The following is a 25,636-nucleotide window of genomic DNA, read 5'->3' on the forward strand; positions in this document are numbered from 1 at the left end:
TTCTTCTTCGCGAATTTGACGCTCTAATGACTTCAATTCTTCAAGCTGCTGATTAATCATTGGATTTCTACCATTTTTCTTATATAATATTTCTTTTTTATCATTCAAAATTTCACGCATGCTAGTAAATTCTGTTGATCCTAATGCACCAGCTTGAAGTAAATAGTTTTGTAATTGCGTTTCATCCATGTTTTTATGAATATTTTGTAGACCTAATATATCAAATGAAAATATACCTTGGTATGTACGTTTTGAGATAAAATTAAGTTCTTTTTTTAACCAGCTTTCATCTTTAATGGCGCCATTTGGTAGATAAACTTTAACATCTCCAGTTGCCGCACCTTTGATACGCTCAATTTCTATCAAAGAACCATCATCTTGAATCAATGTAAGTTTTCCACCATATTGATTACCTAAACGTGGTTCTAATCGTGGTTCATTTTCTTTCTTAGTTGGAAAACCGAATAGGATAGAATGTATAAATGCCTGTATCGTAGACTTTCCTGACTCATTTTCTCCATATATTTCTGTGAAATGTTCATCAAATTGAATAGTTCTCTGAATAAATCTACCATAACCATATATATCTAATGATTTAATCTTCATTTTATTCCCCCCTCATATCTGATTTTAATAATAATTCAGCTCGTTTAATTAATTCACGACGATCAAAATCATCATAATTTTCTAGGTATTTGGAAGCTTTTGGATTAAGATATAAATCATTCATAGCTTGCTCATAAACTGAATTATCTTCAATCAAATCTGGCGAAAATTCTTTAACAAGGGTCGTTTTATCATCATCTTTATTCATTATTTTTAAATCTTCTATAAACACAAAATTATGCTCGTTTTCTTCATATTCGCTGATCATTTCATGTACTTGCATTAAATCTTGATCAGAAATAATTTCGTCTGAATTGACATGTACTACTAATTGATAAATTGCTTTACCGTCAGCTCTAACTTGTGATTTAAAGCTTTGTATTGCGTCAAATAAGCCTTGTTTTGAAGTCATGTCTGTATCTATTTCAGCTTTCTCAAATCGAATAAACTGGGTTGGCACAAATTTAGCATTTAGATGTAAATCATCTCCCTCTATTAATAGGCAGCCTTTTTCTCCAGTTTCTTTGAAATGACGACCTTGAATATTACCAGGATAATGAATTTGAGGCATATCACTTAGTTGTTGACGCTCGTGTATATGACCAAGTGCCCAATAATGATAAAGTTTATTGTTTAAATCTTCTAATCTAAATTCTGTATAACGGTCTTTTGTGTTCATTTTGCTATATGTACCATGTAATATACCTATATGGATGCCTTTTTGGCCTTGGCTTGATGGGTATGCATCAAGCTTATTTTCGTAACTCGCTTCATTTTGATAGCTGAAACCATGTAAATATATTTCTTCGCCATTTTTGGTAATTGTTTGATATGTTTCTACATTTTCAGAAAAAACAGAAACGTTCTCTGGCCATTCAGTACCTATAGATGAAGAAAGCGGATCATGATTACCATGACAAAGATAAACAAATATTTGTTCTTTTGATAGTCGTTCAAATTGCTCTTTTAAGAACACTTCAGCACGGAGTGTTCTATTATGACTATCAAATAAATCACCTGCTATAATCATAAAATCTACTTCTTCATTTAACGCTAAATCCACAATTTTTTTGAAACTTTCATAAGCGCTTTTTTGCATATCTTCAAATATCGATTGACTTAAGTAGCTTCTAGACTTAAATGGACTATCTAAATGTAAATCTGCACAATGAATAAATTTAACCATATACTTATAGTTCTCCTTTATTTAAAGGTTTTTATAAAAAGCATGAAAATTAGGCATTCAATTTGAAATTCAAAAATCTGACTCATACCTATGTACATACTAGTACCTTGTATCTCTTTATTTTACCACATCGACTATTGTACAGTCGATAAAACAAAAAGCTGAAACATAATATATATGTCTCAGCTTTAAATTCAATATTAACCATAGTTCATCGAATAAAAAATGAACGATTATCCAGCAATTAAAGAACTCATTTATAAGTATCAATTCTTTTGTATATCACTTCTCAATATATTGAGTTTATCATACATATGCTTGAATAAAAGTTCATATATCTCTTTCAATTATGGTTGTGGCCATGCATTGATTTCGAAAATCAATTTTTACATAGCAACACATTAAATATTTTAAATTTTTATAAAAACTTTAGATTACTTTTAAAATTAAACATTCTGATTAATTAATTAGTCAGCGTAAATTTCATCTAAAGGTTTAACAATGATTTGATTAATTTCTTGGAATACTTGGCTCATATTTTGCTCAGCAGCCATTAATTCTGAAATGTTAGAATCATTTTCGATTTTTTGTGCTTGTTCTTGAGCTTTTTGTAATTCCTCTTCACCAATTTCTTCACCTTGCATTTGTTTTTGTTGGAAGTTTAATTGTGTTTCACGGAATTCATCAAAAAGTGCTTTTGATTCATCATTTTCTTTTACTTTAGCATAAGCTTTTTGAATTGCTTGATATTCATCACTTTCTCTTAAAGCTTGTTCTAATTGATTTGCATGATCGTATAAATTTACTGCCACTGTGCTTCACTCCTTTATTTGTATATGTGTTATAACCACATCGATATTACAATAACATAATTTAATATGTTATACAAAAATTGCAATCACACCTTGTAATAAGCCTATGATGCCGCCTAATAAAAAGCCTAAAAGCATAATTAATTTCAACTCTTTATTTGCAATATCTATGATTAAGCGTTCAATATATGCTAAATCAAATGAATTTATTTGTTCTTCAACCATTTGTCTTAGGTTGATTTTTTTCATAATTGGAGAAATATGTTTAGAACCTTTATCAATAATCAATTCTGTGAGTTGTTTTGAAATTTTTGTTTCTAAGAATTTTATAAATTCTGGCATTACTTCTTTCAATGGTCGATTCGATATACTATCTATGTTTGCATAGTTCATAACTAAATCAGTAACTGTTACCTTGAGTGAGTCAAATTGATCTTCATTGATGATTTCTGCTAGCGTCTTTGATTTAAATGTTGCGTATTCATTTTCAACAATCTGCTTTGCAATTGCTTTAGCTTTAGGATGATTAGTTAATCTAATCAATTCATGTTGTATTCGATCTGCAATGCTTTCTCTAGTCATAAACATCTGTAGCAAACCTACGATTTTACCTTTCTCGTTAAAGAAAGTATCTAACATTGATGCTATATCAGCAGCGCCTTTTTCTGATTTAAGATAGACGCGTGCACGTTCAAACAATAATTCTGGTACTCCATCTACCTTTGCATCAATATTCTCTTCAATATCTGAAGGAATCAGTTGATTTATAGGGGTTTCTTTATGTTCAGCATAATATTGTTCTAATTTATTATTGATAACTGAATACATTTTATCATTAGTAACCTGTACAACATCAACATCGAAACTTTTCGTTAACGATCGAATCGTCATATGATCTGCTTTTAATTTTTGGATCTGTTTTAAGATTAGTGATTCGATTGCTTCTCTTGATTTAGGTGCATTTAATTTTGACTTAATTAACGTTTCAGTCAATAAGTGTTCTTCAATGACTTGTCCAATTTTATCTGCAATTTCTGTTCTTCTTTTTGGTATTAATCCAGGTGTAAAAGGAATTCGTTTATTAAAAATATAATAAGTTTTAAACGGATGAAATAACATTCTTACAGCAATTACATTTGTGACGCCACCTATTATTGCTCCAATAATCATCATCGCTATAATTATTAAAAAAGCGTGCATAATTAATTCTCCTTCAAATAAAATTTGTTATAAACTGAAGGTACAATCATATCAGTCATTTTTACATTGTATAACATATATCAAGAAAATGTGTATACTATTTATTATTTTTCATAAACAAAATTGCTTGGCAGCAATCACTATGAGTACATTCAATTTGAATTAGTAAAAATACAGAAATAAAAAAAGAGCGATTTAGAAATCAATCAACATTTGATTTCCCGTGTTCGCTCTTACACTGATGTATTCTTTTTATCATGGGTCAAAAACTGAATCAACTTACCTATTAAGTTCGGTTCATTTGTTCATGACCGATTTCAATTAAACTATAGTGACTAAACCATTCAATATATAAGCCATAACTTCATTAGTTAATGTTATAAATAATGATTCTTCTATCACAAAATGCATTTATTTATACGTGCATTAATTCTTCTTTTGAAACTCTACCAAAATATGTTTCAGCTTCTCTTAATTTAGAAGTACCAAAAATAGGTTGTGTTTCCTGATTTAGTACACGGTAGATATCACTTACTTTATTGCTTTGTAAAATATAGCCGTTACGAGTATCAACTGTGTTCCAATATATATCACTAGTTGTAGAATGATTTGGATACGCACAATGGTTACGTGAAATTGTTTGTACCATTTCTAATGGGTCGCAACCAAAAGTACTATTTAGAACATCAGAATCTCTAAACAATGCACAAATTGACACACATGTTGTCCAGTTAGGCAATACTCTCTCTTTTTCAATTTGTACTAATGTCTTTTTTGAAAGACCAATCGTTTGTGCCATTGTATCTTGCGTGTACCCCGCCTCAATACGCACCATTTTAAATTTTGTTTGAATTAAATCTGTAAAACTCTGTCTATCCATTACTTTAATCTACCTTTCATAAAAGAATATTTTATCCGGACACAAGAAATTGCAATAATACACGTTTCTTGAAACACAAATTACATCTTAATACAATTTGCGATAAAATAAAAGAGCGAAATGATATTTTCATTGTTTTTTATTATTTGCGAAATTATCTAAATAATCAATCTTATATCCTATAATTAACTTAAACACTTATACCACTTTTATTGTAAGCGCATAACAAGCGTGAAATGTGATTATATTTTTCACTTATTACTCTTTTGATATAAAAACACTATTCATTATTATATCTTAATTTTTCCCTTTTGGCATATACTTTGCCTTAAATAATTGAAAATGATCATTTATTTACTTTTTTCAGAATTTTCATTATAATCAGGGTTACTTTAATAATTGAGGTGTAAAAGATGACAGAGAAATATATATTACTTGCAACTTGTACAGATAAAGTCGGTATTACTTCATTAATCACTAATAAAATTGCTCAATATGATTCTAATATTCTACATTTAGATCATTTTACAGAATATGACCATTCACCAAATGCTACTGGTCAATTATACTTGAGATTAGAATTTGAAAATGTACCATCATTGAAAGAAGATTTAGAAACAACGTTGCAAACACATCAAATAGATTTTAAACTCTTTGATAATCAACAACATACAAAAATAGCACTTTTTGTTTCTAAGGAAGATCATGCTTTCAACGAAATTTTATTACGTGTTAACAGAAATGAATTGCCTGCCGAAATTGTGTGCATCGTTAGTAATCATGAAAACAATAGACAATTCGCAGAAACGCTTCATATCCCTTTTTATTACATACCGAGCAACGAAGATAAAGAAATCGTGGAAAGAAAAATACTAGATGTTTGTTCTGAACATCAAGTTGAACTCATCGTGTTAGCAAAATATATGCAAATCCTATCCGATCATTTTGTCAGTCACTATCCAAACCAAATCATCAATATTCATCACTCATTCCTACCATCATTTATAGGTGCAAATCCTTATAAACAAGCATGGGAACGCGGTGTCAAATTAGTTGGAGCAACAAGTCATTATGTTACTTCTGACTTGGATGAGGGCCCTATTATAGATCAAGACGTTATACGAATTAATCATCGGTACAATGTACAAGATTTACGTAAAATTGGTCGGCATGTTGAATCAAGTGTGTTAGCTCAAGCTGTAGAATATCATGTGCTCCATAAGGTGATTGTGACTGCAAATAGTAAGACAATAGTTTTTAATTAATCTTCATAAAAAAACCTGAGATAGCTTTTTGCGCTGATCACAATTTGTGGGAATAAAATAAAAACACTTCCGTTGAATTCATTTAAAATGAAAAATACGGAGGTGTTTTTTCTATGAAAAGAGTTGCTTACTCATTAGAAATCAAAAATAAAGCTATAGAAATGAAAATTGAAGGTTACTGTACAAGCGAAATTACGGAAACATTAAACATTAGGAACAGTGCACAAGTGAAAACTTGGTAAAAATGGTAAAACTCATAGATTCTACCAACAAGTTGGTAAACAGTATTCATATGGTAAGAATATTGAATAAATAAATAATGAAGAAAAGTTAAGAATAGAAAACAGAGGCAAAAAGCTGAAATTGATGTTTTAAAAAGTACAAGAAATTGGAAGGGAAGTTGAGCCAAAAATATTATACAAGTCGTTGAATCATTGAAATTGAGATATTCAGTTAAACTTGTATTAAAAGTATTTAATATTTCAAAATCAACTTATTATCGTTAGAAAGACAAATATAATGAAGTTAATTCAACTACAGAAGAGATTAAATTTATTCGTCTAACTTATCACATTATAAATAAAAGCACTTATAAAATAATATAAGTGCCTAAATCAAGTTTAATTAGAATGCTGATTATTATCTTTTTTAAAATTATATATGCATGATGCAATACCTAAGCCAAGTACTAAAATTATAAGAATATACACTAAATAATTATCTGTTTGTATATAAAACTTAAATAAAGCAAAGCTTAGAAATGCAACTATGAAATAAACTGGTATGAATTTCTTAGACCAAAATATAGAATTTTCCATATCAATTCTCCTAATAATTATTTAGAAACAAGATGCAGCAGCTCCAGTAGCAGCTCCAGAAACGCCACCTACAATTCCACCAGCAACCGTACCAATTCCAGGTACCGCTGAACCGACTCCTGCTCCACCTAGTCCGCCAGTGCCTGTTCCACCAGCTGTGCCTAGAGTACATTTTGCCCATCCTTCTTTTTGATTCTTATCTAAAACTTGTATATCATATCCATCTTTTGTTTCTTTGTATTTTAATACTACGTCTTTATCATCTTTATCTTTTGCTTCTGTAGGTAACTCTTCAGTTTTACCATTTTAATCTTTTAAAGTTACTACGCCGTTGTCATCTTGAGTACTTGTAACACCGTCACTTTCTTTAATTTGCAATGTGCTCTCGTTAGGCTGACTTAATTTTACATTATCTTTACTTTCAGACGCTTCTGCATTATTAAAAATGCTCAGTAATGAAATAATTAATGCTCCAATAATTATACTTACTATACTTTTACTTATTCCTGATTCTACTGTAATGATAAATAAAAACCCCTTACTATTTTGTTACAACAATATTACAAAATCATTGCAACTTGGATACAACATTATCAGAAAAATTTGAAAATAAAAGAATTTTTTAAAAATTCTTTTTATTTTTTATTTATCTAATCATTTATATTTATTATTTTTGATCCATGTAATTAAATGATTATCTTCTTACAAACTCAAAATCTCATATGAATTACTCATTTATTATTAAACACATTTGCTAAACTGCTATGTTTAGCTTTTTCTATTACATCTTAACTAAAGATACACTTTTAAAACTGTGCTATAACAGACCTATAACACACCTTAAGTGTATTACTTTTTAATACAGATTCCAAAAGCTTTCACATTTTAGATTAAAATTATTCAAAAACTTTGTGATTTTTTTAACAAAACAAATGATATAATTATTGTGAAAAAAATAACATACTTTTGGAGGTAATGATATGTTAAAAGAAAATAATATGCAATCCACAGCATGGAATGATTTTAAAAAAGGTCGCTGGCAACATCATGTAGATGTAAGAGAATTTATTCAACTAAATTACACATTGTACGAAGGTGATGATCAATTTTTAGAAAGTCCTACAAAGGCAACAACTAAACTTTGGGAGCAAGTCATGCAATTGTCTAAAGAAGAACGTGATCGCGGTGGTATGTGGGACATGGATACAAAGATCCCTTCTACCATCACTTCTCACGAGGCAGGTTATCTAAATAAAGAATTAGAAAGCATAGTAGGTGTCCAAACCGATAAACCATTCAAACGTTCGATGCAACCTTTTGGTGGTATTCGTATGGCCAAAGCAGCTTGTGAAGCGTATGGTTATGATTTAAATAGTGAAACTGAAAAAATATTTACTGACTATCGTAAAACGCATAACCAAGGAGTATTCGATGCATACTCTAAAGAGATGTTAAATTGCAGAAAGGCTGGAATCATTACTGGACTTCCAGATGCGTACGGCCGTGGACGTATTATTGGAGATTATCGCAGAATCGCTTTATATGGTGTAGACTTCCTAATGCAGAAAAAAATGGAAGATTTCAACAATATGTCTAAAGAAATGTCAGAAGATGTCATCCGATTACGCGAAGAATTGTCTGAACAATACCGAGCATTAAATGAATTAAAAACATTAGGTAATATTTATGGATTTGACTTAAGTCGCCCAGCCTATAACTTTAAAGAAGCAGTACAATGGTTGTACTTAGCATATTTAGCCGCAATTAAAGAACAAAACGGTGCAGCTATGAGCTTAGGTCGTACTTCAACATTTTTAGATATCTATGCTGAAAGAGATTTAAACAATGGATTGATTACAGAACGTGAAGTGCAAGAAATCATAGACCACTTTATTATGAAATTACGTATCGTAAAATTCGCTCGAACACCTGACTATAATGAGTTATTCTCTGGTGACCCTACTTGGGTAACAGAATCTATCGGTGGTGTAGGTATTGATGGACGTGCATTAGTAACTAAAAACTCATTCCGATTCTTACATTCACTAGATAATTTAGGTCCAGCACCCGAACCAAATCTCACAGTATTATGGTCAGTTCGCCTACCTGACAATTTTAAAACATATTGCGCAAAAATGAGTATTAAAACAAGTGCAATTCAATACGAAAATGATGACTTAATGAGAGAATCTTATGGTGATGATTATGGTATTGCATGTTGTGTATCTGCTATGACAATTGGTAAACAAATGCAATTTTTTGGTGCTCGTGCTAATTTAGCAAAAACATTATTATATGCGATTAATGGAGGAGTAGATGAAAAATCAGGACGACAAGTTGGGCCTGCTTATGAAAGTATAAAAACAGAAGTCCTAGAATATGATGAAGTATTTGAAAAATTTGATAAAATGATGGATTGGTTAGCTGGAGTATATATTAATTCACTTAATATTATTCATTATATGCATGATAAATATAGCTATGAACGTATAGAAATGGCATTACACGATACAAATATCATTAGAACAATGGCTACAGGTATAGCTGGTCTTTCTGTTGCTGCAGATTCATTATCTGCAATCAAATATGCAAAAGTAAAACCTATTCGAGATGAAAACGGTATTGTTACAGATTTTGAAATTGAAGGTGATTTCCCTAAATATGGCAATAATGACGCACGTGTCGATGATTTAGCAATTGACCTTGTAGAACGCTTTATGACAAAATTACGTAGTCATAAAACTTATCGTAATTCAGAACATACAATGAGTGTATTAACGATAACATCAAATGTTGTATATGGTAAGAAGACTGGAAATACACCAGATGGACGTAAAGCTGGAGAACCATTTGCACCAGGTGCAAACCCTATGCATGGACGCGACCAAAAAGGCGCACTTTCTTCACTAAGTACCGTAGCAAAAATACCTTATGATTGTTGTAAAGATGGTATTTCTAACACATTTAGCATCGTTCCAAAATCACTTGGCAAGGAAAGTAATGATCAATGTAAAAATCTCACAAGTATGTTGGATGGCTATGCTATGCAACACGGACATCACTTAAACATTAATGTATTTAATAGAGAAACACTATTAGATGCAATGGAACATCCAGAAGCATATCCACAATTAACGATTCGTGTTTCTGGTTATGCCGTTAACTTTATTAAATTAACACGAGAACAACAATTAGATGTTATTTCACGTACTTTCCATGAAAAAATGTAATTTGAATTTAAGGTGGCCTATATATGTTAAAAGGACATTTACATTCTGTTGAAAGTTTGGGTACCGTTGATGGTCCAGGATTACGCTATATTTTATTTACCCAAGGTTGTTTACTAAGATGTTTATACTGTCATAATCCTGATACTTGGAAAATAAATGACTATACACGCGCAGTTACAGTTGATGAAATGGTAAACGAAATAATACCTTTTAAACCATATTTTGATGCATCAAATGGAGGTGTTACAGTAAGTGGTGGTGAGCCTTTACTACAAATTAAATTCTTAACCGCCCTATTTCAATCGTTAAAAAAATACGATATTCATACCTGTATAGATACATCGGCTGGTACAGCGAAAAATACACCCACTTTTGAAAAACAATTAGATGCTTTATTAAAATATACAGACTTAATATTATTAGATATTAAGCATATTGATAATGCTAAACATAAGAAATTAACTGGCCAACCTAATACTCATATATTAAACTTTGCTAAAACACTTTCACGTAAAGGACAGCCTGTTTGGATAAGACATGTACTAGTGCCAGGTCTTACAGATGATAAACAAGATTTAATACGGTTAGGTGAATTTATAAATTCACTCGATAACGTTGAGCGCTTTGAAATACTGCCATATCACCAACTCGGTGTCCATAAATGGCAATCACTAGGTTTACCTTATGCTTTAGAGCATATAACAGCACCTACCGAGGCTGAAGTAAAACAAGATTATCAATATGTAAATTTTAAAGGTTACACCCCTAATTAACTTTATTACGACAGGTTAAATTTATCGTGCTTATTAAAATGTAGTACATCTAAAAAGTAGTGCATTGATATCATTTGAAATATAGATATCATTCACTACTTTTATTTTTGTTACTGAACATGAAATTGAATAATATTTTTCAAAATGATATATTAACAGAAACAAATTTTAAGGGGATGTTTCTTTGAATAATCATACTTCAACAAAACTAATTTCTACCAGTGCTTCTATGAAATTTATTAATGCTCAAATGATTCCAGGCCTTTTGACATTGTATAATGATAAAATTACGTTTAAAGCAAAAGGAGTAATTGAAAATCATGAAATCAAAAGTTTATTCCCATTTGATGAACTTCAAAGTGTTAAATTTGGTCTATCCTTAACCCCTTTTAGAATAACTATTATGGAAGCAGACGGAGAGCCTTGGCTTTTTGACCAGGTTCCAAGAAAAGATGGTAAGAAATTTGTAGAGTTGTATAATGTACTTCTTTCTGAATAAGTAACTCATTAGGTTAATCTTAAACTAAGCTATCATTGTGATGGTTTAGTTTTTTTAGATAGACAAATACTTTTATAAATCAACATCTATTTTACAACACTTCTCATGTGTATCAACTAAAAAAAGAGTAGCCAAAACATATAAATGTTAGAGCCACTCTCAGATTTTAAATTCCTTATATTTATGTCTATTATTTTATTAACTTTCATTTCTAGCAGCTAATTTTTTATCTTCAGCTTTTGAAATGATAAGTGCACAAGCAGCATCACCTGTAATATTGACAGATGTTCGTGTCATATCCAATAACCTATCAATACCTAAAATAATACCAATTGCAGCTGGATCTAATCCAACGGCATTTAAAACCATTGCTAACATAATCAGTCCAACCCCAGGTACGCCAGCTGTACCAATAGATGCTACAACAGCGATGACCACAACAGTAATAATTTGCATAAATGACAGCTCTACACCTGAGATTTGTGCAATAAATATTGTTGCAACACCTTGCATGATTGCCGTTCCATCCATGTTTATCGTAGCAGCGAGAGGTTGTACAAAAGATGCTACTTCAGGTCTAACACCCATATTTTTTGTACATTTAAGTGATACTGGTAAGGTTGCAGTGGAACTCGATGCACTAAAACCAAGTGTAATTGCAGGTAGAAATCCCTTAAAGAACTTTAGTGGACTTGATTTAGCCATAAATTTCACCGCTGAACCATATACAACGAAGAAATGGATAAATAGCGCTAGAAGCACTATAAAGAAATACATACCAAGTTGTTGGATAGCTCCAAATCCTGCCCCTGTAAATGCATGAGCAACAAGACCAAACGTACCAATAGGCGCAAATACACTCATGATCATCGTCACTATATACATTAAAACTTCGTTGGTTTGCTCAAATAACCGGTGTACCGCTTCTGCTTTCGAACCAACCATTATCAAACCAACCCCTATGAAAATGGCAAATGTAATAATTTGCAACATATTTTCTTCACTCATGGCTTGTAATGGATTTTTAGGAAAAAGATTAATCAGTGTTTGATCAAAAGATTGCTTTGCAGCAGAACTTTGTGAATTATCTTCTTTATCTAATGTTTTTTGATAACTTGAAACATCTTCACTTTTTAATAAATCTGATTTCCCTTCCCCCGGTTGTAAAACTAAAGCTAAAGTAATCCCAATAATAATAGCTATTGCAGTAGTGGTTAAAAAGAAGCTAATCGTTTTCAAACCAATACCACCTAGTAATTTAGGATCGCCCACACCTACTACACCTAACACAATTGAAACAAACACAACTGGCACCACTAACATGAAAATTAAATTCAGAAAAATTTGCCCAATAACATTGAAGACATATTTATCAACGTTGACTACAAAACTTGATTGCGCAAACGTGTTAAGTATGGAGCCTATTGCTATACCGAGAATTAACGCTATAACAATTTTCAATGAAAGATTTTTAGTCTTCATAATAACATCCCCTTTATGTTTATTAGATATAGTATATAGTAATATTATACATTTTGAAACAAAAGTATATATCGAATAAAAAAATGCTATGTAAAATAATATTTACATAACATCTAATATATTATATAAGATTATTCTGCATAGCATAAATAGCGGCTTGTGTACGATCGGATACTTGCAATTTAGCAAATATGTGACTGACATGTGTTTTAACAGTTTTTTCTGAGACAAATAAAGTTTCCGCAATTTCTTTATTTGTTTTACCCTTTGCCATTTCTGTCAATACTTCAGATTCACGTTTTGAAAGTTTGTTTGTATAATGCGGTTTACTGCTTACAGATTCCATAACACTTTGGGCTTGTGGATGGATAACTTTTTCACCTGACAATACGTTCTTAATTGTTTTAATTAACTTCTCAGGTTCAACATCTTTCATTTCATAACCATCAGCGCCTTTATCAGTTGCAGAAATTACATGTTCATCATCTACATAACTGGTTAGCACTAATATTTTTACTTCTGGATACTTTTGTTTCATAATTTCAGTGATTTCTATACCATTCATATTGGGCATCACTAAATCTAATAATACAATATCGGGTAAATCATGCGCTTCCAAATAACTTAAAAATGATTTGCCATCTGAAAAACCTTTAACAACCTCTATATCATCAACTGTTGATAATAGAAATTCTAAACCTTGTCTTACGATATGGTGATCATCTACCAAAATGATTCGATTCATCTTGACCTTCCTTTCGAAACTTTAAAGTGGTATTGAAATATAAATTTTTGTACCTTTGTTTGGTTCACCTTCAATTGTCAATTTGCCACTTATCTGTTTAGTCCTTTGTTTCATATTATTCAAACCATGCGAGTGATAAAGATTTGATTTATGCTTATCAAAACCTTTGCCAAAATCAGAGATTGTTACCAATAAATAATTGTCCGCTTGAACTAAATCTAATCGAACTTGAGTGGTTTCACTATGTTTTTTTGTATTATTCATTGCTTCTTGAACAATCCTATAAACATTTTCCTCTATTTGACTTGGAAGTTTAATTAAACCATCTACTTTAACAATTAACTCTAACTGTAATAACTCACTATACTGTTTTAGCGCACTAACTAATCCTTGTTCTAAACCAACGGGTTTTAATTGCCAAATTAAAGCTCTCATTTCATTTACTGCTTGCTGGCTTGTATCTTCAATCACTTGGAATGCTTTACGAGAAACATTTTCTTGTGTCATCCCTAATGCTGCGTGAGCTGTCAATTTAACAGAAAAAAGCATTTGGTTTACTGAATCATGTAAATCTCTAGCTAATCTATTACGTTCACTAATACGCGCAGCTTCTTTTTCTTGATCGGTTAAGAGAATCCTTTTTATTGCAGATCCGATTTGCAATGCAACAGATTCTAATAACTCTAAGTTTTCTGCACTATATCTCCTTGTATAAGGTGTTGCAACATTGAGTAATCCAAATTGTTCTTCACCAGACCTTAACGGAACAGTAGCATGATGTGTAATACCGTCAGTTTCTTCATGATAAGCTCGATTTGCTAAATTAATTCTCGAGCAATTTATGATATTTGAAGCCTTCGTTAACCTTTTATTTTGATATGCTTGAACACACCAACACGTACCCTTTCGCATATATTCACAATGATTATTTTCCAATGCTCCTGGTAAACCATTATATGATACGAGTTCATGTTGCCCCACATCATCAATGAAAAAAATCCAGCCTGTAGTAAATTCACTACCATCAATTAACGATTTTAATGCGCCTTGTAGCATACTATATGTTTCTGTCTCTTCATTTAAAAATTCAGCAATTTCTTTTAATAATGCTAATCTTGTCGGTTTTTCCATTTAACCAGTCCATTCTTTAACAACACTATTTACATACATTATACAAGTTTGTATAGCATTTAAAAATAGATAAATAATTCCTTTTTACTTGAATTAAAACAATGTAAAAAATTATTAAATCAATCTCAAGGTCTAATATTTTTAACAGCGTGTTTATGGTATGATAATAATTGGTTAAAGAGGAGGATATTATGAAATTTCAAATCCCAGAAAATTATAATACATTAACACTAAGAGAAATTTTCCAGCAATTACAATTACCAAAAAAAGATTTACACAATTTAAATATGTCAAAAGAGATTAAAATCAATGATATAAATGCAAAACTCACGTCACAAGTACAAACAGGCGATCAAGTTTACATTCCAACACCAGAAGAAAAAAGTAATTATTTACCAAGTTATCGATATGCTCAAATTTATTATGAAGACAATGATTTAGCAATTGTTATGAAGCCTAAAGGGGTTAAAACACATCCTAATGATTTAAAAGAAAGTAATACATTAATGAATCATGTGATATATACAATCAATAGTGACTATGCAGAACCGATACATCGCTTAGATCAAGAAACTGTAGGCTTATTAATTGTTGCTAAAAATCCTTTAATGAAAAAAATCCTAGACCGTATGTTAGAAGAAAATAAAATTGACCGTATCTATAAAGCAAAGGTACATAGCTTATTACCAATTAAACCACAAACCATTGATGCGCCTATTGGTAAAGATAAATTTCATTCGAACAAACGCCGAGTATCTACAACAGGACAATCTGCCATTACACACATATTATCTTCGAATATGGTCAAAGAAAATGTTTGTGAAGTCGATTTGAAATTGGACACAGGTCGAACACACCAAATTCGTGTGCATTTAGCAGAAATAGGACATCCTGTTATCGGAGATCCATTATACGGTGATTCAACTTTAAGACAACTGCAATTGAACAGTTATAAAATTGAATTTATTCACCCATTAACACAAGAAAAAATATCAGTTAGTTTAGATGATGAAATTTAAAAGAGATAGGTTTAATTTTCAATTCTCTCTATAGCTTTTATCGCACGAACAACATTGTAGTTAAAATGAATCAAAATAAATGCAAAAACGTCAATTTCTATTTCATTTCAATAGAAATTGACGTTTCTTCGTTAATCAAAGATATTGATATACTTTAAGATTTTAAATTTATTTAGGCTCAACCATATCTTCTGGTTTAATCCACTCATTAAACTGTTCTTCAGTTAAATATCCAGATTGGATGGCAGATTCTTTTAATGTTAAACCTTCTCGATGCGCTTTTTTAGCTATGCTAGCAGCTTTTTCATATCCAATATGAGGATTTAATGCTGTTACTAACATTAGTGATTGATTTAAATAATTATCAATGTTTTCTTCAATTGGTTCAATGCCTACTGCACAATTATTGTTAAATGTTTGCATACCATCCGCCAATAAATATATAGACTGTAATGTATTATGCAAAATCACAGGTTTATAGACATTTAATTCAAAATTCCCCTGTGAACTACCTATGCCAACCACAGTGTCATTGCCCATAACTTGAACTGCAACCATCGTTAACATTTCACATTGTGTTGGGTTGACTTTACCAGGCATAATAGATGAACCAGGTTCATTTTCTGGTATAGAAATTTCAGCAAGCCCAGCACGTGGTCCAGACGCTAACCATCTCACATCATTTGCAATTTTCATTAAGTCAGTAGCTAAAGCTTTGAGAGAACCATGTAATTGAACGACTTCATCATGCGCAGTTAATGCATGAAATTTATTTTCAGATGATACAAATGGATACCCTGTATTTTTTGAAATAAATTTAGCAACTTTATCACCAAATTCTGGATGAGCGTTGATACCGGTACCTACTGCAGTACCACCGATTGCTAAATTTAAAATATGGGCTTTTGACTCACTAAGTAATGTTTCACATTTATCTAACATATAACGCCATCCGCTTATTTCTTGGCCTAAACGAATAGGTGTAGCATCCTGTAAATGAGTACGTCCGATTTTTATAATATCATTAAACTTTGCTTCTTTTTCTTTAAAAGTATCACGTAATGATTTTAATGCAGGTTCAAGTTTCACTTCAATTTCATTATATAATGCAACATGCATCGCAGTAGGGAAAGTATCATTTGAACTTTGAGATTTATTCACATCATCATTTGGATGTATTGACTCATCGCTACCTTGTTCTTTGAGATACATATTTGCAACATAACTCACAACTTCGTTGACGTTCATATTACTTTGTGTGCCGCTTCCTGTTTGCCAAACGACTAATGGGAAGTGTTCATCTAATTCTTTGTTTAATATACGATCACATGCATGAACGATAGCATCTTTTTTTGCGTCACTTAGTTTTCCTAATTCATGATTGGCTAATGCTGCCCCTCTTTTTAATTGAGCGAATCCATAAACTACTTCAATTGGCATTTGTTCTTTTCCAACTGGAAAGTTACGTTTACTTCTTTCTGTTTGTGCACCCCAGTATTTATCTGCAGGTACTTCAATTTCACCAAATGTATCATGTTCAATTCTAACTGACATTTAAAAATCTCCCCTTCAATATGTATTTAACTTTAGTATAGCATTAATTAATTTAACTGGGCAATCTCTTAATATAGCGTTTTCATTATATAAAAAATGTCTAGGTAATAACAACGGTTTACAAAGTTTAGATACGTAGTTGCTAGCATTAAAAAACCAGAAACTAATTTTTAGTTCCTGGTTTTTACATCTATTCATTAACCTTTTGTAATTGTTACATCGTTAAATTTCATCTTTGCTGCTTGTATAATACCTATTGCAGTTAAGACTAAAAGAATCGCCCCAATAACCATAGTCACAGGACTAACTGTGATAAGAAGTCCTAAAAATCCAGTTAAACTATTATAAAAACCCCCAAGCGGCTTAAATAACAATACTGTTATAACAATACAGCATATTACACTAATAATGATTCCAGTTTGATTACTTTTTACAAACGTAGAAGCATTTACTTTATCTACCAGTCCATGTGACAAGTTGATTTGTAATTGAATAATTTTAAACAAGATTGGCAGATATATTGCTCCAATGGCCATAGGAAAACCTTTTATAGAAATTAAATTTACAATCACAGCACATATCATGAGGTGTTTCCAATAGTTACTTAACATATTAATGATAACTCCTTAATTCAAATAATGACTTAATAATAACATAATCAAATTTATGTTGGCATTATTTTTTTATTATTCATAAAATCATACGTAAATAACTTGGCAAATTGATTAAATAAATATAAAAAAGAAGCGAGAAGGACATCAAATTTTTAATATTTGACCATCTCTTACTCGCTTCCAATTATTTATAAACGAATTAATGATTTTGTTTGTTAGTAGTACTCATAGCATATCATTTAGACTTTGAAAGATGCTATTTAATCATTTATTAAACAAACCTAACACCTTAATTATCTAAATCAGAACGTACATTTGAATCATGTGATTTATCTAGTTTATCTTCATCATTTTCTTCAGAAATTTGTTCCATTTCTTTTCCCAATTCTACGATATCTTCAAAATCATCAACCATTTCATTTTTTGGTTCTGCTTCATGGTTAGAATACTTTTTATTTGCATTATCATCTGTCATTAGTTACACCTCACATTTTTAATTTTATGCAAAACGTGCAGTGAAATAGTGACGAACATCTTCAGGAAGACCTTCTGCAGCAGCTTCATCCAAAATAACATTTACCATACGGTGTGCTTTCAAATCAGATGGCTCAAATGAAGTTTTACCATTTTCTTCATATAATTTATGCACAACATCTTTTTTCTCAGAACCAGTAATCACTAAAATTACTTCTCTTGCAGAAAAGAGACCATGATTGATACTTACATTAAGTCTGCCATTTGTATCTATTGACAGTATTTGTGTAATCAATTTACCTTTATTTTCTTTAGTTTTAATTTTATCACTTATAAATGATTCTGTATCTTGACCATATGAAACACCATATATTTGACCTTCTGGTACGCCTAACGCTTCAAAATAAGACTTATTGCTGTCATAATCTAATATATTAATTTGACTAAAATCTACTGCATGATCATCTACATTTTTCTTTAATTCATCTAATACTGGTGCATTATCATTAGAAAGATGTATGCCTGCTATAGTAGTTGGATTATTGTTAAACTGTTTTCTTAAAATATCTGCAGCATATTCTGCTACACTTTTTTCGTTTTCTAAAATTTTAAAGTTCATTGCCATAGTTATTACACTCCTCTTAATCTTTTAAGACGCGTTCTAGCATTATTTATAATAATACCCTTGAAGCTATCTTCATAAACTATATAATTTTAATAATCAACTAAATTTTCAAAAACTACTTTTAGCTTTATCTACATTATACAAATGTCAAAGTCGTTTTTCATTGATTAATATATAATTTAATGTAAATTTGGAAAATTTTGTTGCCTTAACGCTTCATAAATAAGTAAAGATGCAGTATTTGATAAATTTAATGATCTTATATTATCATTCATTGGGATTCTTAATGCTGTATCTTTATATTTCTCTTTTACCCAATCAGGTAAACCAGTAGTTTCTCTACCAAAAATAAAATAATGATTTTCCTCTTCATCAGTAAAATCAAAATCAGAATAAGTTTTTTCACCAAACTTAGTTAATAAGTAATATTCACCTTGCGTACTTTCAAAAAACGATTCTATATTTTCATAATAACTAATATTTACAGAATCCCAATAATCTAATCCTGCTCTTTTCAACATCTTGTCATCTGTACTAAATCCTAGTGGTTTTATTAGATGTAAATGTGTATATGTACCAGCACAGGTTCTAGCGATACTACCAGTATTTCCGGGTATCTGTGGTTGAAATAATACAATGTGGTTCGTCATGCTTTTTATTCTCTCCTCATATCTAGTCCTTTTAACATCTCATGTTGGACTTCCTCTAATTCACTGTCATAATGTGCTTCAATAAATGGTCTTGCTTGCTCTCCTTGAATCTGTCCAATTGCCCAATAAGCTGTAGCTCTAATCATCGGTCTTGGGTCATTTAATGCGACTTCTTGTAATTCGGGTATCGCAGTTTCCTCTTTAAAATGTGCTAACGCTAGAATTGCGTTTCTTTGAATTGGTTTTTTACCTCTCCAGGCACCTGCTAAATGACCGTAAGTATTTTTAAATTCTTTGTTACTCATTTGTAATAATGGTACTAACCTTGGTTTTAATATTTCTGGTTCTAACACAATATCATCGTGCTGTGTGTTAATGCCACGATTTCTTGGACAAACTTGTTGACATGTATCACAGCCATAAAGTCGATTACCAATTTTATATCGATATTCATCTTGCATGTAACCTTTTGTCTGTGTTAAAAAACTAATACATTTTTGACTATTTAGTTGTCCATCACCAACTAAAGCTCCTGTTGGACATCGATCAACACATATTGTGCAATCTCCACAACTATCAATGATTGGGTCATCAGGAGGAAAAGGCACACTAACTAACATTTCTCCTAAATAAGTCCAAGTACCAAGATCTGGATTTATGACAAACCCATTTCTACCTACATAACCTAATCCTGCGCGTTCAGCAACAGCTCGGTCTGACAGCACACCCGTATCAACCATAGATTTAATTTCCACATCTGGGACTCTAGTCTCTAGATACTCAGCTAATTTATCTAAACGTTTTCTCATGATTGAATGATAATCTTGGCCCCAAGATGCTCTAGCAAACATACCTCTTCTGTCTCCACGTACACTTCTAGGTGCACCTTTTAATTTATTGGGATAACCAACAGCAATAGCAATAATAGATCTTGCAGTAGGTAATGTTAACTTAGGTTCAGTACGCAAACCAATATCTGATTCTTCAAATCCAGAGGCATATCCTTTCTCATGATAATCAACTAATTTTTGTTTTAATTCATCAAATGGATCAGCCGTGGTAAAACCAATACTATCAATACCAATTGAGTGAGCATAGTCTATGACATCTTGTTTCAATTGATCTACATTCATCTTTCACACCTCACCTTAAAAACATACATTCTATAGTTTAACATATTCATTATTAATAAGAGAATTCGATAATCCAATTTTCAATATTTATTAAAAAAACCAAGGTGCTATGAATGAATTACAATAATCCATTTGCAAACACCTTGGTTGATTTTATATTTATAAAACACGTGCCAAAAAGTTTCTAGTTCTATCATGTTGTGGTTTCTCGAAAATATTTTGCGGTGTCCCTGATTCCACAATGACACCATCAGCCATAAACACAACTTTATCACTTACGTCTTTTGCAAAATTCATTTCATGTGTTACAACTGCCATAGTCATACCTTCTTTGGCTAAATCTTTCATTACTTCTAAAACATCACCAACCACTTCTGGATCTAGTGCTGAGGTAGGTTCATCAAACAGAAGTACTTCTGGATTCATGGCTAAAGCTCTAGCAATAGCTACCCTTTGCTTTTGCCCACCCGATAATTGAGCAGGATAAGCATTAGCTTTGTCTTCTAATCCAACTTTTTTCAACAAATCCATTGCTTCCTTTTTCAAATCTTTTTGATTACCCTTTTTTAATAAACTAGGCGCCAATATGATATTGTCTATAACCTTCTTATGTGGAAACAAATTAAAATTTTGAAAAACCATACTCATCTGTTGTCTTAGTGTTTCCAATTTAGTTTTTTCATTTGTTAAACTATGATCTTTAAATATCACTTCACCACTTGAAGGGGTTTCAAGAAGGTTTATACAACGTAAAAGTGTACTTTTACCACTACCTGAAGGACCTATTATAGCAACAACATCACCTTTATCCACCGTTAGATTTATCCCTTTTAAAACTTCATTTTTTCCAAACGATTTATATAAATTTTTAATATTAATCACTAACTTTCAATCTCCCTTCGAAGAAATACATCACTCTTGATAAAGTAAATGTAAGTATAAAGTATAATATTGCAGCTACAATGAGCGGTGTGAATGGATCAAATGATGCTCCTTGTACAACTTGTGCATTAAACATTATTTCACTAACACCTATAACGGATACAATAGATGATTCTTTTATAACAGTAACAAACTCATTACCTAAAGCTGGTAATATGTTTTTTACAGCTTGTGGCAAAATAACTGATTTCATTGTTTGACCATATGTAAGTCCTAAACTTCTTGCAGCTTCAGTTTGTCCTTTATCAACTGCATTAATACCAGCTCTTATTATTTCTGCAATGTAAGCTGAACAGTTTATAACAAGCGCTATCATACCACATATCAATGCTGAGATATCTAGACCTAAAACTGCTGTGGTACCAAAATAAACTAGAAATACTTGTACTAATAATGGAGTGCCTCTTAAAAATTCAATATAAGCTGAAGCAATCCATCTCAATATTTTAACTTTACTTAATTTTAATAATGCAATAAATGCACCAAATACAGCACCTAAAACAACTCCAACTATAGAAATTAAAATCGTGTTTTTAATTCCTTTTAAGAAAAAGCTGCCATACTTCGTAAAGAAATTACCGTCATCTTTTTGCATTGCATCAGCAGCTGACGCTTTATAATCTTCCAGCAAATTTTTATTTTTAACATCTTTGATAGAGGTATTTAATTTATCCATAAGCATTGGAGAATTTTTAGGCAAAGCAATTGCCGTTTCTTTTTTACCTTCATTAAACTTAACATCATTAGCAAAAGTTAAATCTTTATTTTGTTTTAAATACGCTTCTGCAACTGGCCCTTCAATTACCATTCCATTAACTTTTCCGCTTTTTAATGACATTATAACTTCAGGTACACGTGTTAAGGATTGAATTTGTGCATTATCAATTTCAGTTTGTGCAATTTTTTCTTGTTGTGTTTGCTTTTGTACACCAATTTTTTTATTCGCAAAATCTTCTATTGTTTTAAAACGATCTGCCTCAGACTTTTTAATAATCATTTTTTGATCGACCGTCATATAAGGTTTTGAAAAATCTACCTCTTTCAAACGTTCTGGTGTAGGTGTCATTCCAGAAATAATGATATCAATTTTACCAGTTTGTATCGCTCCTAATAAACTATCAAACTGCATATTTACAATTTTTAATTTTAAATGATTATCTTTCGCAATCTTTTTTGCGATATCAATATCAATGCCTGCATACTTTGATTTACCATTAACATTATGTTCAAACTCATAAGGTGCATAATCAGCTGATAAACCAACACGCAATTCACCACGCTCTTTAATTTTGTGCCATTGATCTTTTTCACTAGCATTTACTTCTGGATTTATGTAAATAATTAAAGTACTTATAAGGAATGAAAAAACAGTAATCACTTTCAATATTTGTTTCATCTATTAATCCCCTTTCTATAATATTTATTATTATACATAAATACGCAAAAATATTCAATAAGAGTTTTGTTTCTTTTCTTAATTTTAAAAGTTCATCTTAGTATGATTATATAAAATGGTATATTTGATGTCGTTAATTGACAGCTATATTCTCAATATATTAAAAAACACCTCCATTTAATATGAAGGTGTTTTTTAGCTCATTGTTCTGTTTTCAAATTTTATATCAATTAATATGTATAACGACTGTTATAAACATGCATTATAATATTGAAAGATAGATAGATAAAACGCATAGCTATTTATTATCTATGTAATTGTAAAGCTTTGTTACTGTTTAGGGATTTCAAATTTATAAATATCATCTGTATATTTACGCATCATTTTTTTACAAATTTCATGCACAAAGAATGCTGATACAAACGGTATTATAAAATATCCGAATACTAATAAAATAATATTCATGGTCGGATCTCCATCCATTCGATTAAACGCGTTGATAGGCCCAACCAAACCAGTATAACCAAAACCAGCAGACATTGGTGTACCTTTAATTCCAATAAAATATGCTACTAAACCACCTATCACGCCATTAATGATTAATGGTATTGCAATAATTAAATGTTTAAAATAAACAGGAATCATCATCTTAGCGGCCCCAATTATCAATACTAAATTGACGCCAGCACCGTTAACTCTAATTGAACCAAATAAAAAAGTCACACAAGCTGCTACAATACCCATATTAGCTGCACCACTACCTAAACCAGATAAGCTAATTGCCGTTGCGATAGCAACTACAGATATTGGCGTAACCATTAACAAAGCATATGTAACACATATCAATATAGACATCATCAATGGATTTAATTCTGTAAATGCATTTACTACATGACCAATTCCTTTAGTGACATTTGATACATAACCTAACGTAAACAAACCTATAAATCCACTTATAACAGGAATAATAACAGGTAATAAAATCATTTCCAATGACCCTAATTTATTTTGTAATAACAAATATAAAGAACAAGATATTACTACAACTAAAATAATATTAATAATATCACCAATGCCATTAAGTAAAAATCCATCTGGTGTCATTTTAACCGCACCACTACCGATCATAGCGGAAACTCCTATCATCGTGGCACCAGCACCGTTAAATTTAAATTGATGCGCTGCTAAAACACCAATTATAAATGCCATAAATGATTGAATCAAAACGACTAACTGATAAATAGTTTCTAGTAATTGATTGCCTTCTTTAAAAAACTTTAATAATTCACCTAATAATGCATTAGGTATTAATGCTATGACTACACCTGCTCCTACAGCTTGTAAAATATTACTAAAAAATGTTTTCCCTGTAACCTTGGCTGTGCTAGATTTTACCATTCTTGTATCCTCCAAATATAACATTAGACTTATAATATTATATTTTTGACTAAACTACAATATGAAGTTTAATATTAAAAACCAATATTTAAATATTGAACAGTATTTTATAATATATAATACATCATCTCGTTTCTCACAAACTGACAACAAAAAAACTTTGCCACAAAGCGTTTAAATAACTAAAAACTAGCACTGTAATAAATGTACGACAAATTTTCTATTATTTACAATATCAATAGAACAAGTATGAATTGTTGAGCTGATAATTAGAATAACAAAAAAAGTTAAAATTACTAAACCTTGCAAAACAAAATTTTCACAATATTTTGTAGCAATTCAATGTTCAGAGTATTTAAAGTAAATGTTATATAATGAAATCCATAAAAAAAGAAACCTCTAAAAACGAGGTTTCTGAGAAATACTAATATGCTATTTATACCAGCGGTCGGGATCGAACCGACACTCCAAAAAGGAACGGGATTTTGAGTCCCGCGCGTCTGCCAATTCCGCCACGCTGGCTCAATGTTATAAACAAAAAACTTCCAATCAGGAAGTGATAATGGAGCGGAAGATAGGACTTACACCTATATCTCATTCCGGGAAGGAATGTGTTCTAAGAGTTAAACTACTCCCGCATGATATAAAAACTAAATGGAGCGGAAGATAGGACTTACACCTATATCTCATTCCGGGAAGGAATGTGTTCTAAGAGTTAAACTACTCCCGCATGATATTAAATTAAATGGAGCGGAAGATAGGGCTTGCACCTATATCTCATTCCGGGAAGGAATGTGTTCTAGAAATTGAACTACTCCCGCATAATTCATGGAGGCGGCAACCGGATTTGAACCGGTGATAAAGGTTTTGCAGACCTCTGCCTTACCACTTGGCTATGCCGCCAATAAAACTGGGCTAGCTGGATTCGAACCAGCGCGTGACGGAGTCAAAGTCCGTTGCCTTACCGCTTGGCTATAGCCCATTAATAAATAAGGGCGGTTGATGGGAATCGAACCCACGAGTGTCGGAACCACAATCCGATGCGTTAACCACTTCGCCACAACCGCCATGGCAGGGGCAGTAGGAATCGAACCCACATCGAAGGTTTTGGAGACCTTTATTCTACCTTTGAACTATGCCCCTATTAAATTGAATGGTGGAGGGGGGCAGATTCGAACTGCCGAACCCGAAGGAGCGGATTTAC

At 31.4% G+C, this 25,636-nt stretch carries 24 protein-coding genes and 8 tRNA genes; 6 read left to right on the plus strand and 26 right to left on the minus strand.

What is annotated here, in order from left to right; all coding sequences use genetic code 11:
• From CD032_RS13515 to xdrA, 5 genes are all read right to left on the minus strand, one after another.
• Positions 1 to 606, minus strand: a 606-nt coding sequence (locus tag CD032_RS13515; protein WP_258026258.1) for an AAA family ATPase, incomplete at its 3' end; no start/stop codon positions are given.
• 1 nt (position 607) lies between these two features.
• The gene (locus tag CD032_RS10200; RefSeq protein ID WP_071562327.1) at positions 608 to 1,792 is read right to left on the minus strand and encodes a metallophosphoesterase family protein; all 1,185 of its coding nucleotides are present in this window, start codon (positions 1,790 to 1,792) and stop codon (positions 608 to 610) included.
• 467 nt (positions 1,793 to 2,259) lie between these two features.
• Entirely contained in the window at positions 2,260 to 2,604 is a 345-nt protein-coding gene (locus CD032_RS10205; protein ID WP_019468127.1) for a YlbF/YmcA family competence regulator, read from the minus strand.
• Positions 2,605 to 2,673: 69 nt separating this feature from the next.
• Positions 2,674 to 3,804 carry a DUF445 domain-containing protein gene (locus CD032_RS10210; RefSeq protein WP_019468126.1) on the minus strand — a complete coding sequence of 377 codons (1,131 nt, stop codon included), beginning with the start codon at positions 3,802 to 3,804 and terminating at the stop codon, positions 2,674 to 2,676.
• 415 nt (positions 3,805 to 4,219) lie between these two features.
• On the minus strand, positions 4,220 to 4,684 hold the full coding sequence (gene xdrA, locus CD032_RS10215) for an XRE family transcriptional regulator XdrA (protein ID WP_019468125.1): 465 nt from the start codon (positions 4,682 to 4,684) through the stop codon (positions 4,220 to 4,222).
• A gap of 413 nt (positions 4,685 to 5,097) precedes the next feature.
• On the opposite strand from xdrA, the gene purU reads away from it, so the two are divergent.
• Together purU and CD032_RS13520 are read left to right on the plus strand one after the other, a co-directional pair.
• Positions 5,098 to 5,949 (plus strand): formyltetrahydrofolate deformylase, encoded by an 852-nt coding sequence (purU, locus tag CD032_RS10220; protein ID WP_019468124.1) that lies wholly within the window; start codon positions 5,098 to 5,100, stop codon positions 5,947 to 5,949.
• Positions 5,950 to 6,062: 113 nt separating this feature from the next.
• Positions 6,063 to 6,191, plus strand: coding sequence for a hypothetical protein (locus tag CD032_RS13520; RefSeq protein WP_019468123.1), 129 nt, complete (start codon positions 6,063 to 6,065; stop codon positions 6,189 to 6,191).
• A 378-nt stretch (positions 6,192 to 6,569) separates the two neighbouring features.
• Here the strand turns inward: CD032_RS13520 and CD032_RS13525 are convergent, their stop codons facing one another.
• Positions 6,570 to 6,767: a hypothetical protein gene (locus CD032_RS13525; protein ID WP_019468122.1), complete on the minus strand. Its 198-nt coding sequence runs from the start codon at positions 6,765 to 6,767 to the stop codon at positions 6,570 to 6,572.
• 980 nt (positions 6,768 to 7,747) lie between these two features.
• Here CD032_RS13525 and pflB point away from each other — a divergent pair.
• The 3 genes from pflB to CD032_RS10245 all read left to right on the plus strand — a co-directional run bounded on the left by pflB (position 7,748) and on the right by CD032_RS10245 (position 11,269).
• Positions 7,748 to 9,997: a formate C-acetyltransferase gene (pflB, locus tag CD032_RS10235; RefSeq protein ID WP_019468121.1), complete on the plus strand. Its 2,250-nt coding sequence runs from the start codon at positions 7,748 to 7,750 to the stop codon at positions 9,995 to 9,997.
• A 23-nt stretch (positions 9,998 to 10,020) separates the two neighbouring features.
• Positions 10,021 to 10,770, plus strand: coding sequence for a pyruvate formate-lyase-activating protein (gene pflA / locus CD032_RS10240; protein WP_019468120.1), 750 nt, complete (start codon positions 10,021 to 10,023; stop codon positions 10,768 to 10,770).
• Between the two features lie 184 nt (positions 10,771 to 10,954).
• The gene (locus CD032_RS10245) at positions 10,955 to 11,269 is read left to right on the plus strand and encodes a hypothetical protein (protein WP_019468119.1); all 315 of its coding nucleotides are present in this window, start codon (positions 10,955 to 10,957) and stop codon (positions 11,267 to 11,269) included.
• 198 nt (positions 11,270 to 11,467) lie between these two features.
• On the opposite strand, the gene CD032_RS10250 is transcribed toward CD032_RS10245, so the two are convergent.
• The 3 genes from CD032_RS10250 to CD032_RS10260 form a co-directional block, all read right to left on the minus strand.
• Complete coding sequence (locus CD032_RS10250) at positions 11,468 to 12,751, minus strand: dicarboxylate/amino acid:cation symporter (protein ID WP_019468118.1); 1,284 nt, start codon at positions 12,749 to 12,751, stop codon at positions 11,468 to 11,470.
• Positions 12,752 to 12,872: 121 nt separating this feature from the next.
• The gene (locus CD032_RS10255; protein WP_019468117.1) at positions 12,873 to 13,496 is read right to left on the minus strand and encodes a response regulator; all 624 of its coding nucleotides are present in this window, start codon (positions 13,494 to 13,496) and stop codon (positions 12,873 to 12,875) included.
• 21 nt (positions 13,497 to 13,517) lie between these two features.
• Positions 13,518 to 14,627, minus strand: a complete 1,110-nt coding sequence (locus CD032_RS10260) for a GAF domain-containing sensor histidine kinase (RefSeq protein WP_019468116.1) — start codon at positions 14,625 to 14,627, stop codon at positions 13,518 to 13,520.
• A gap of 191 nt (positions 14,628 to 14,818) precedes the next feature.
• On the opposite strand from CD032_RS10260, the gene CD032_RS10265 reads away from it, so the two are divergent.
• On the plus strand, positions 14,819 to 15,646 hold the full coding sequence (locus CD032_RS10265; protein WP_019468115.1) for an RluA family pseudouridine synthase: 828 nt from the start codon (positions 14,819 to 14,821) through the stop codon (positions 15,644 to 15,646).
• A gap of 168 nt (positions 15,647 to 15,814) precedes the next feature.
• On the opposite strand, the gene fumC is transcribed toward CD032_RS10265, so the two are convergent.
• The 17 genes from fumC to CD032_RS10340 form a co-directional block, all read right to left on the minus strand.
• Entirely contained in the window at positions 15,815 to 17,200 is a 1,386-nt protein-coding gene (gene fumC, locus CD032_RS10270; protein ID WP_019468114.1) for a class II fumarate hydratase, read from the minus strand.
• 197 nt (positions 17,201 to 17,397) lie between these two features.
• Complete coding sequence (locus CD032_RS10275; protein ID WP_019468113.1) at positions 17,398 to 17,811, minus strand: hypothetical protein; 414 nt, start codon at positions 17,809 to 17,811, stop codon at positions 17,398 to 17,400.
• 292 nt (positions 17,812 to 18,103) lie between these two features.
• On the minus strand, positions 18,104 to 18,289 hold the full coding sequence (locus CD032_RS10280; protein ID WP_019468112.1) for an SAS053 family DNA gyrase inhibitor: 186 nt from the start codon (positions 18,287 to 18,289) through the stop codon (positions 18,104 to 18,106).
• A 24-nt stretch (positions 18,290 to 18,313) separates the two neighbouring features.
• On the minus strand, positions 18,314 to 18,913 hold the full coding sequence (locus CD032_RS10285; RefSeq protein ID WP_019468111.1) for a sugar phosphate isomerase family: 600 nt from the start codon (positions 18,911 to 18,913) through the stop codon (positions 18,314 to 18,316).
• 179 nt (positions 18,914 to 19,092) lie between these two features.
• Positions 19,093 to 19,563 carry a tRNA (uridine(34)/cytosine(34)/5-carboxymethylaminomethyluridine(34)-2'-O)-methyltransferase TrmL gene (gene trmL, locus CD032_RS10290; protein ID WP_019468110.1) on the minus strand — a complete coding sequence of 157 codons (471 nt, stop codon included), beginning with the start codon at positions 19,561 to 19,563 and terminating at the stop codon, positions 19,093 to 19,095.
• Positions 19,564 to 19,568: 5 nt separating this feature from the next.
• A complete protein-coding gene (queG, locus tag CD032_RS10295; RefSeq protein ID WP_019468109.1) occupies positions 19,569 to 20,696 on the minus strand; it encodes a tRNA epoxyqueuosine(34) reductase QueG in 1,128 nt (375 codons plus the stop codon).
• A gap of 159 nt (positions 20,697 to 20,855) precedes the next feature.
• A complete protein-coding gene (locus tag CD032_RS10300; protein ID WP_103211469.1) occupies positions 20,856 to 21,578 on the minus strand; it encodes an amino acid ABC transporter ATP-binding protein in 723 nt (240 codons plus the stop codon).
• Complete coding sequence (locus CD032_RS10305; RefSeq protein ID WP_019468107.1) at positions 21,571 to 23,034, minus strand: ABC transporter substrate-binding protein/permease; 1,464 nt, start codon at positions 23,032 to 23,034, stop codon at positions 21,571 to 21,573. The genes CD032_RS10300 and CD032_RS10305 overlap by 8 nt, the downstream gene beginning before the upstream one ends.
• A gap of 330 nt (positions 23,035 to 23,364) precedes the next feature.
• Positions 23,365 to 24,432 (minus strand): PTS sugar transporter subunit IIC, encoded by a 1,068-nt coding sequence (locus CD032_RS10310; protein WP_019468106.1) that lies wholly within the window; start codon positions 24,430 to 24,432, stop codon positions 23,365 to 23,367.
• A 439-nt stretch (positions 24,433 to 24,871) separates the two neighbouring features.
• Positions 24,872 to 24,954, minus strand: a tRNA-Leu gene (locus tag CD032_RS10315).
• Between the two features lie 41 nt (positions 24,955 to 24,995).
• Positions 24,996 to 25,070: transfer RNA gene (locus CD032_RS13135), tRNA-Gly, on the minus strand.
• A 17-nt stretch (positions 25,071 to 25,087) separates the two neighbouring features.
• Positions 25,088 to 25,162 (minus strand) — tRNA-Gly (locus CD032_RS13140).
• A gap of 16 nt (positions 25,163 to 25,178) precedes the next feature.
• Positions 25,179 to 25,253: transfer RNA gene (locus CD032_RS10320), tRNA-Gly, on the minus strand.
• Positions 25,254 to 25,261: 8 nt separating this feature from the next.
• Positions 25,262 to 25,335 (minus strand) — tRNA-Cys (locus CD032_RS10325).
• Between the two features lie 7 nt (positions 25,336 to 25,342).
• Positions 25,343 to 25,414 (minus strand) — tRNA-Gln (locus tag CD032_RS10330).
• A gap of 12 nt (positions 25,415 to 25,426) precedes the next feature.
• A tRNA-His gene (locus tag CD032_RS10335) sits at positions 25,427 to 25,499 on the minus strand.
• A gap of 2 nt (positions 25,500 to 25,501) precedes the next feature.
• Positions 25,502 to 25,575, minus strand: a tRNA-Trp gene (locus CD032_RS10340).
• Positions 25,576 to 25,636: the final 61 nt, after the last annotated feature.

Origin of the sequence: Staphylococcus cohnii subsp. cohnii (assembly GCF_002902365.1) — a bacterium.
Taxonomy (GTDB): Bacteria; Bacillota; Bacilli; order Staphylococcales; family Staphylococcaceae; genus Staphylococcus; species Staphylococcus cohnii.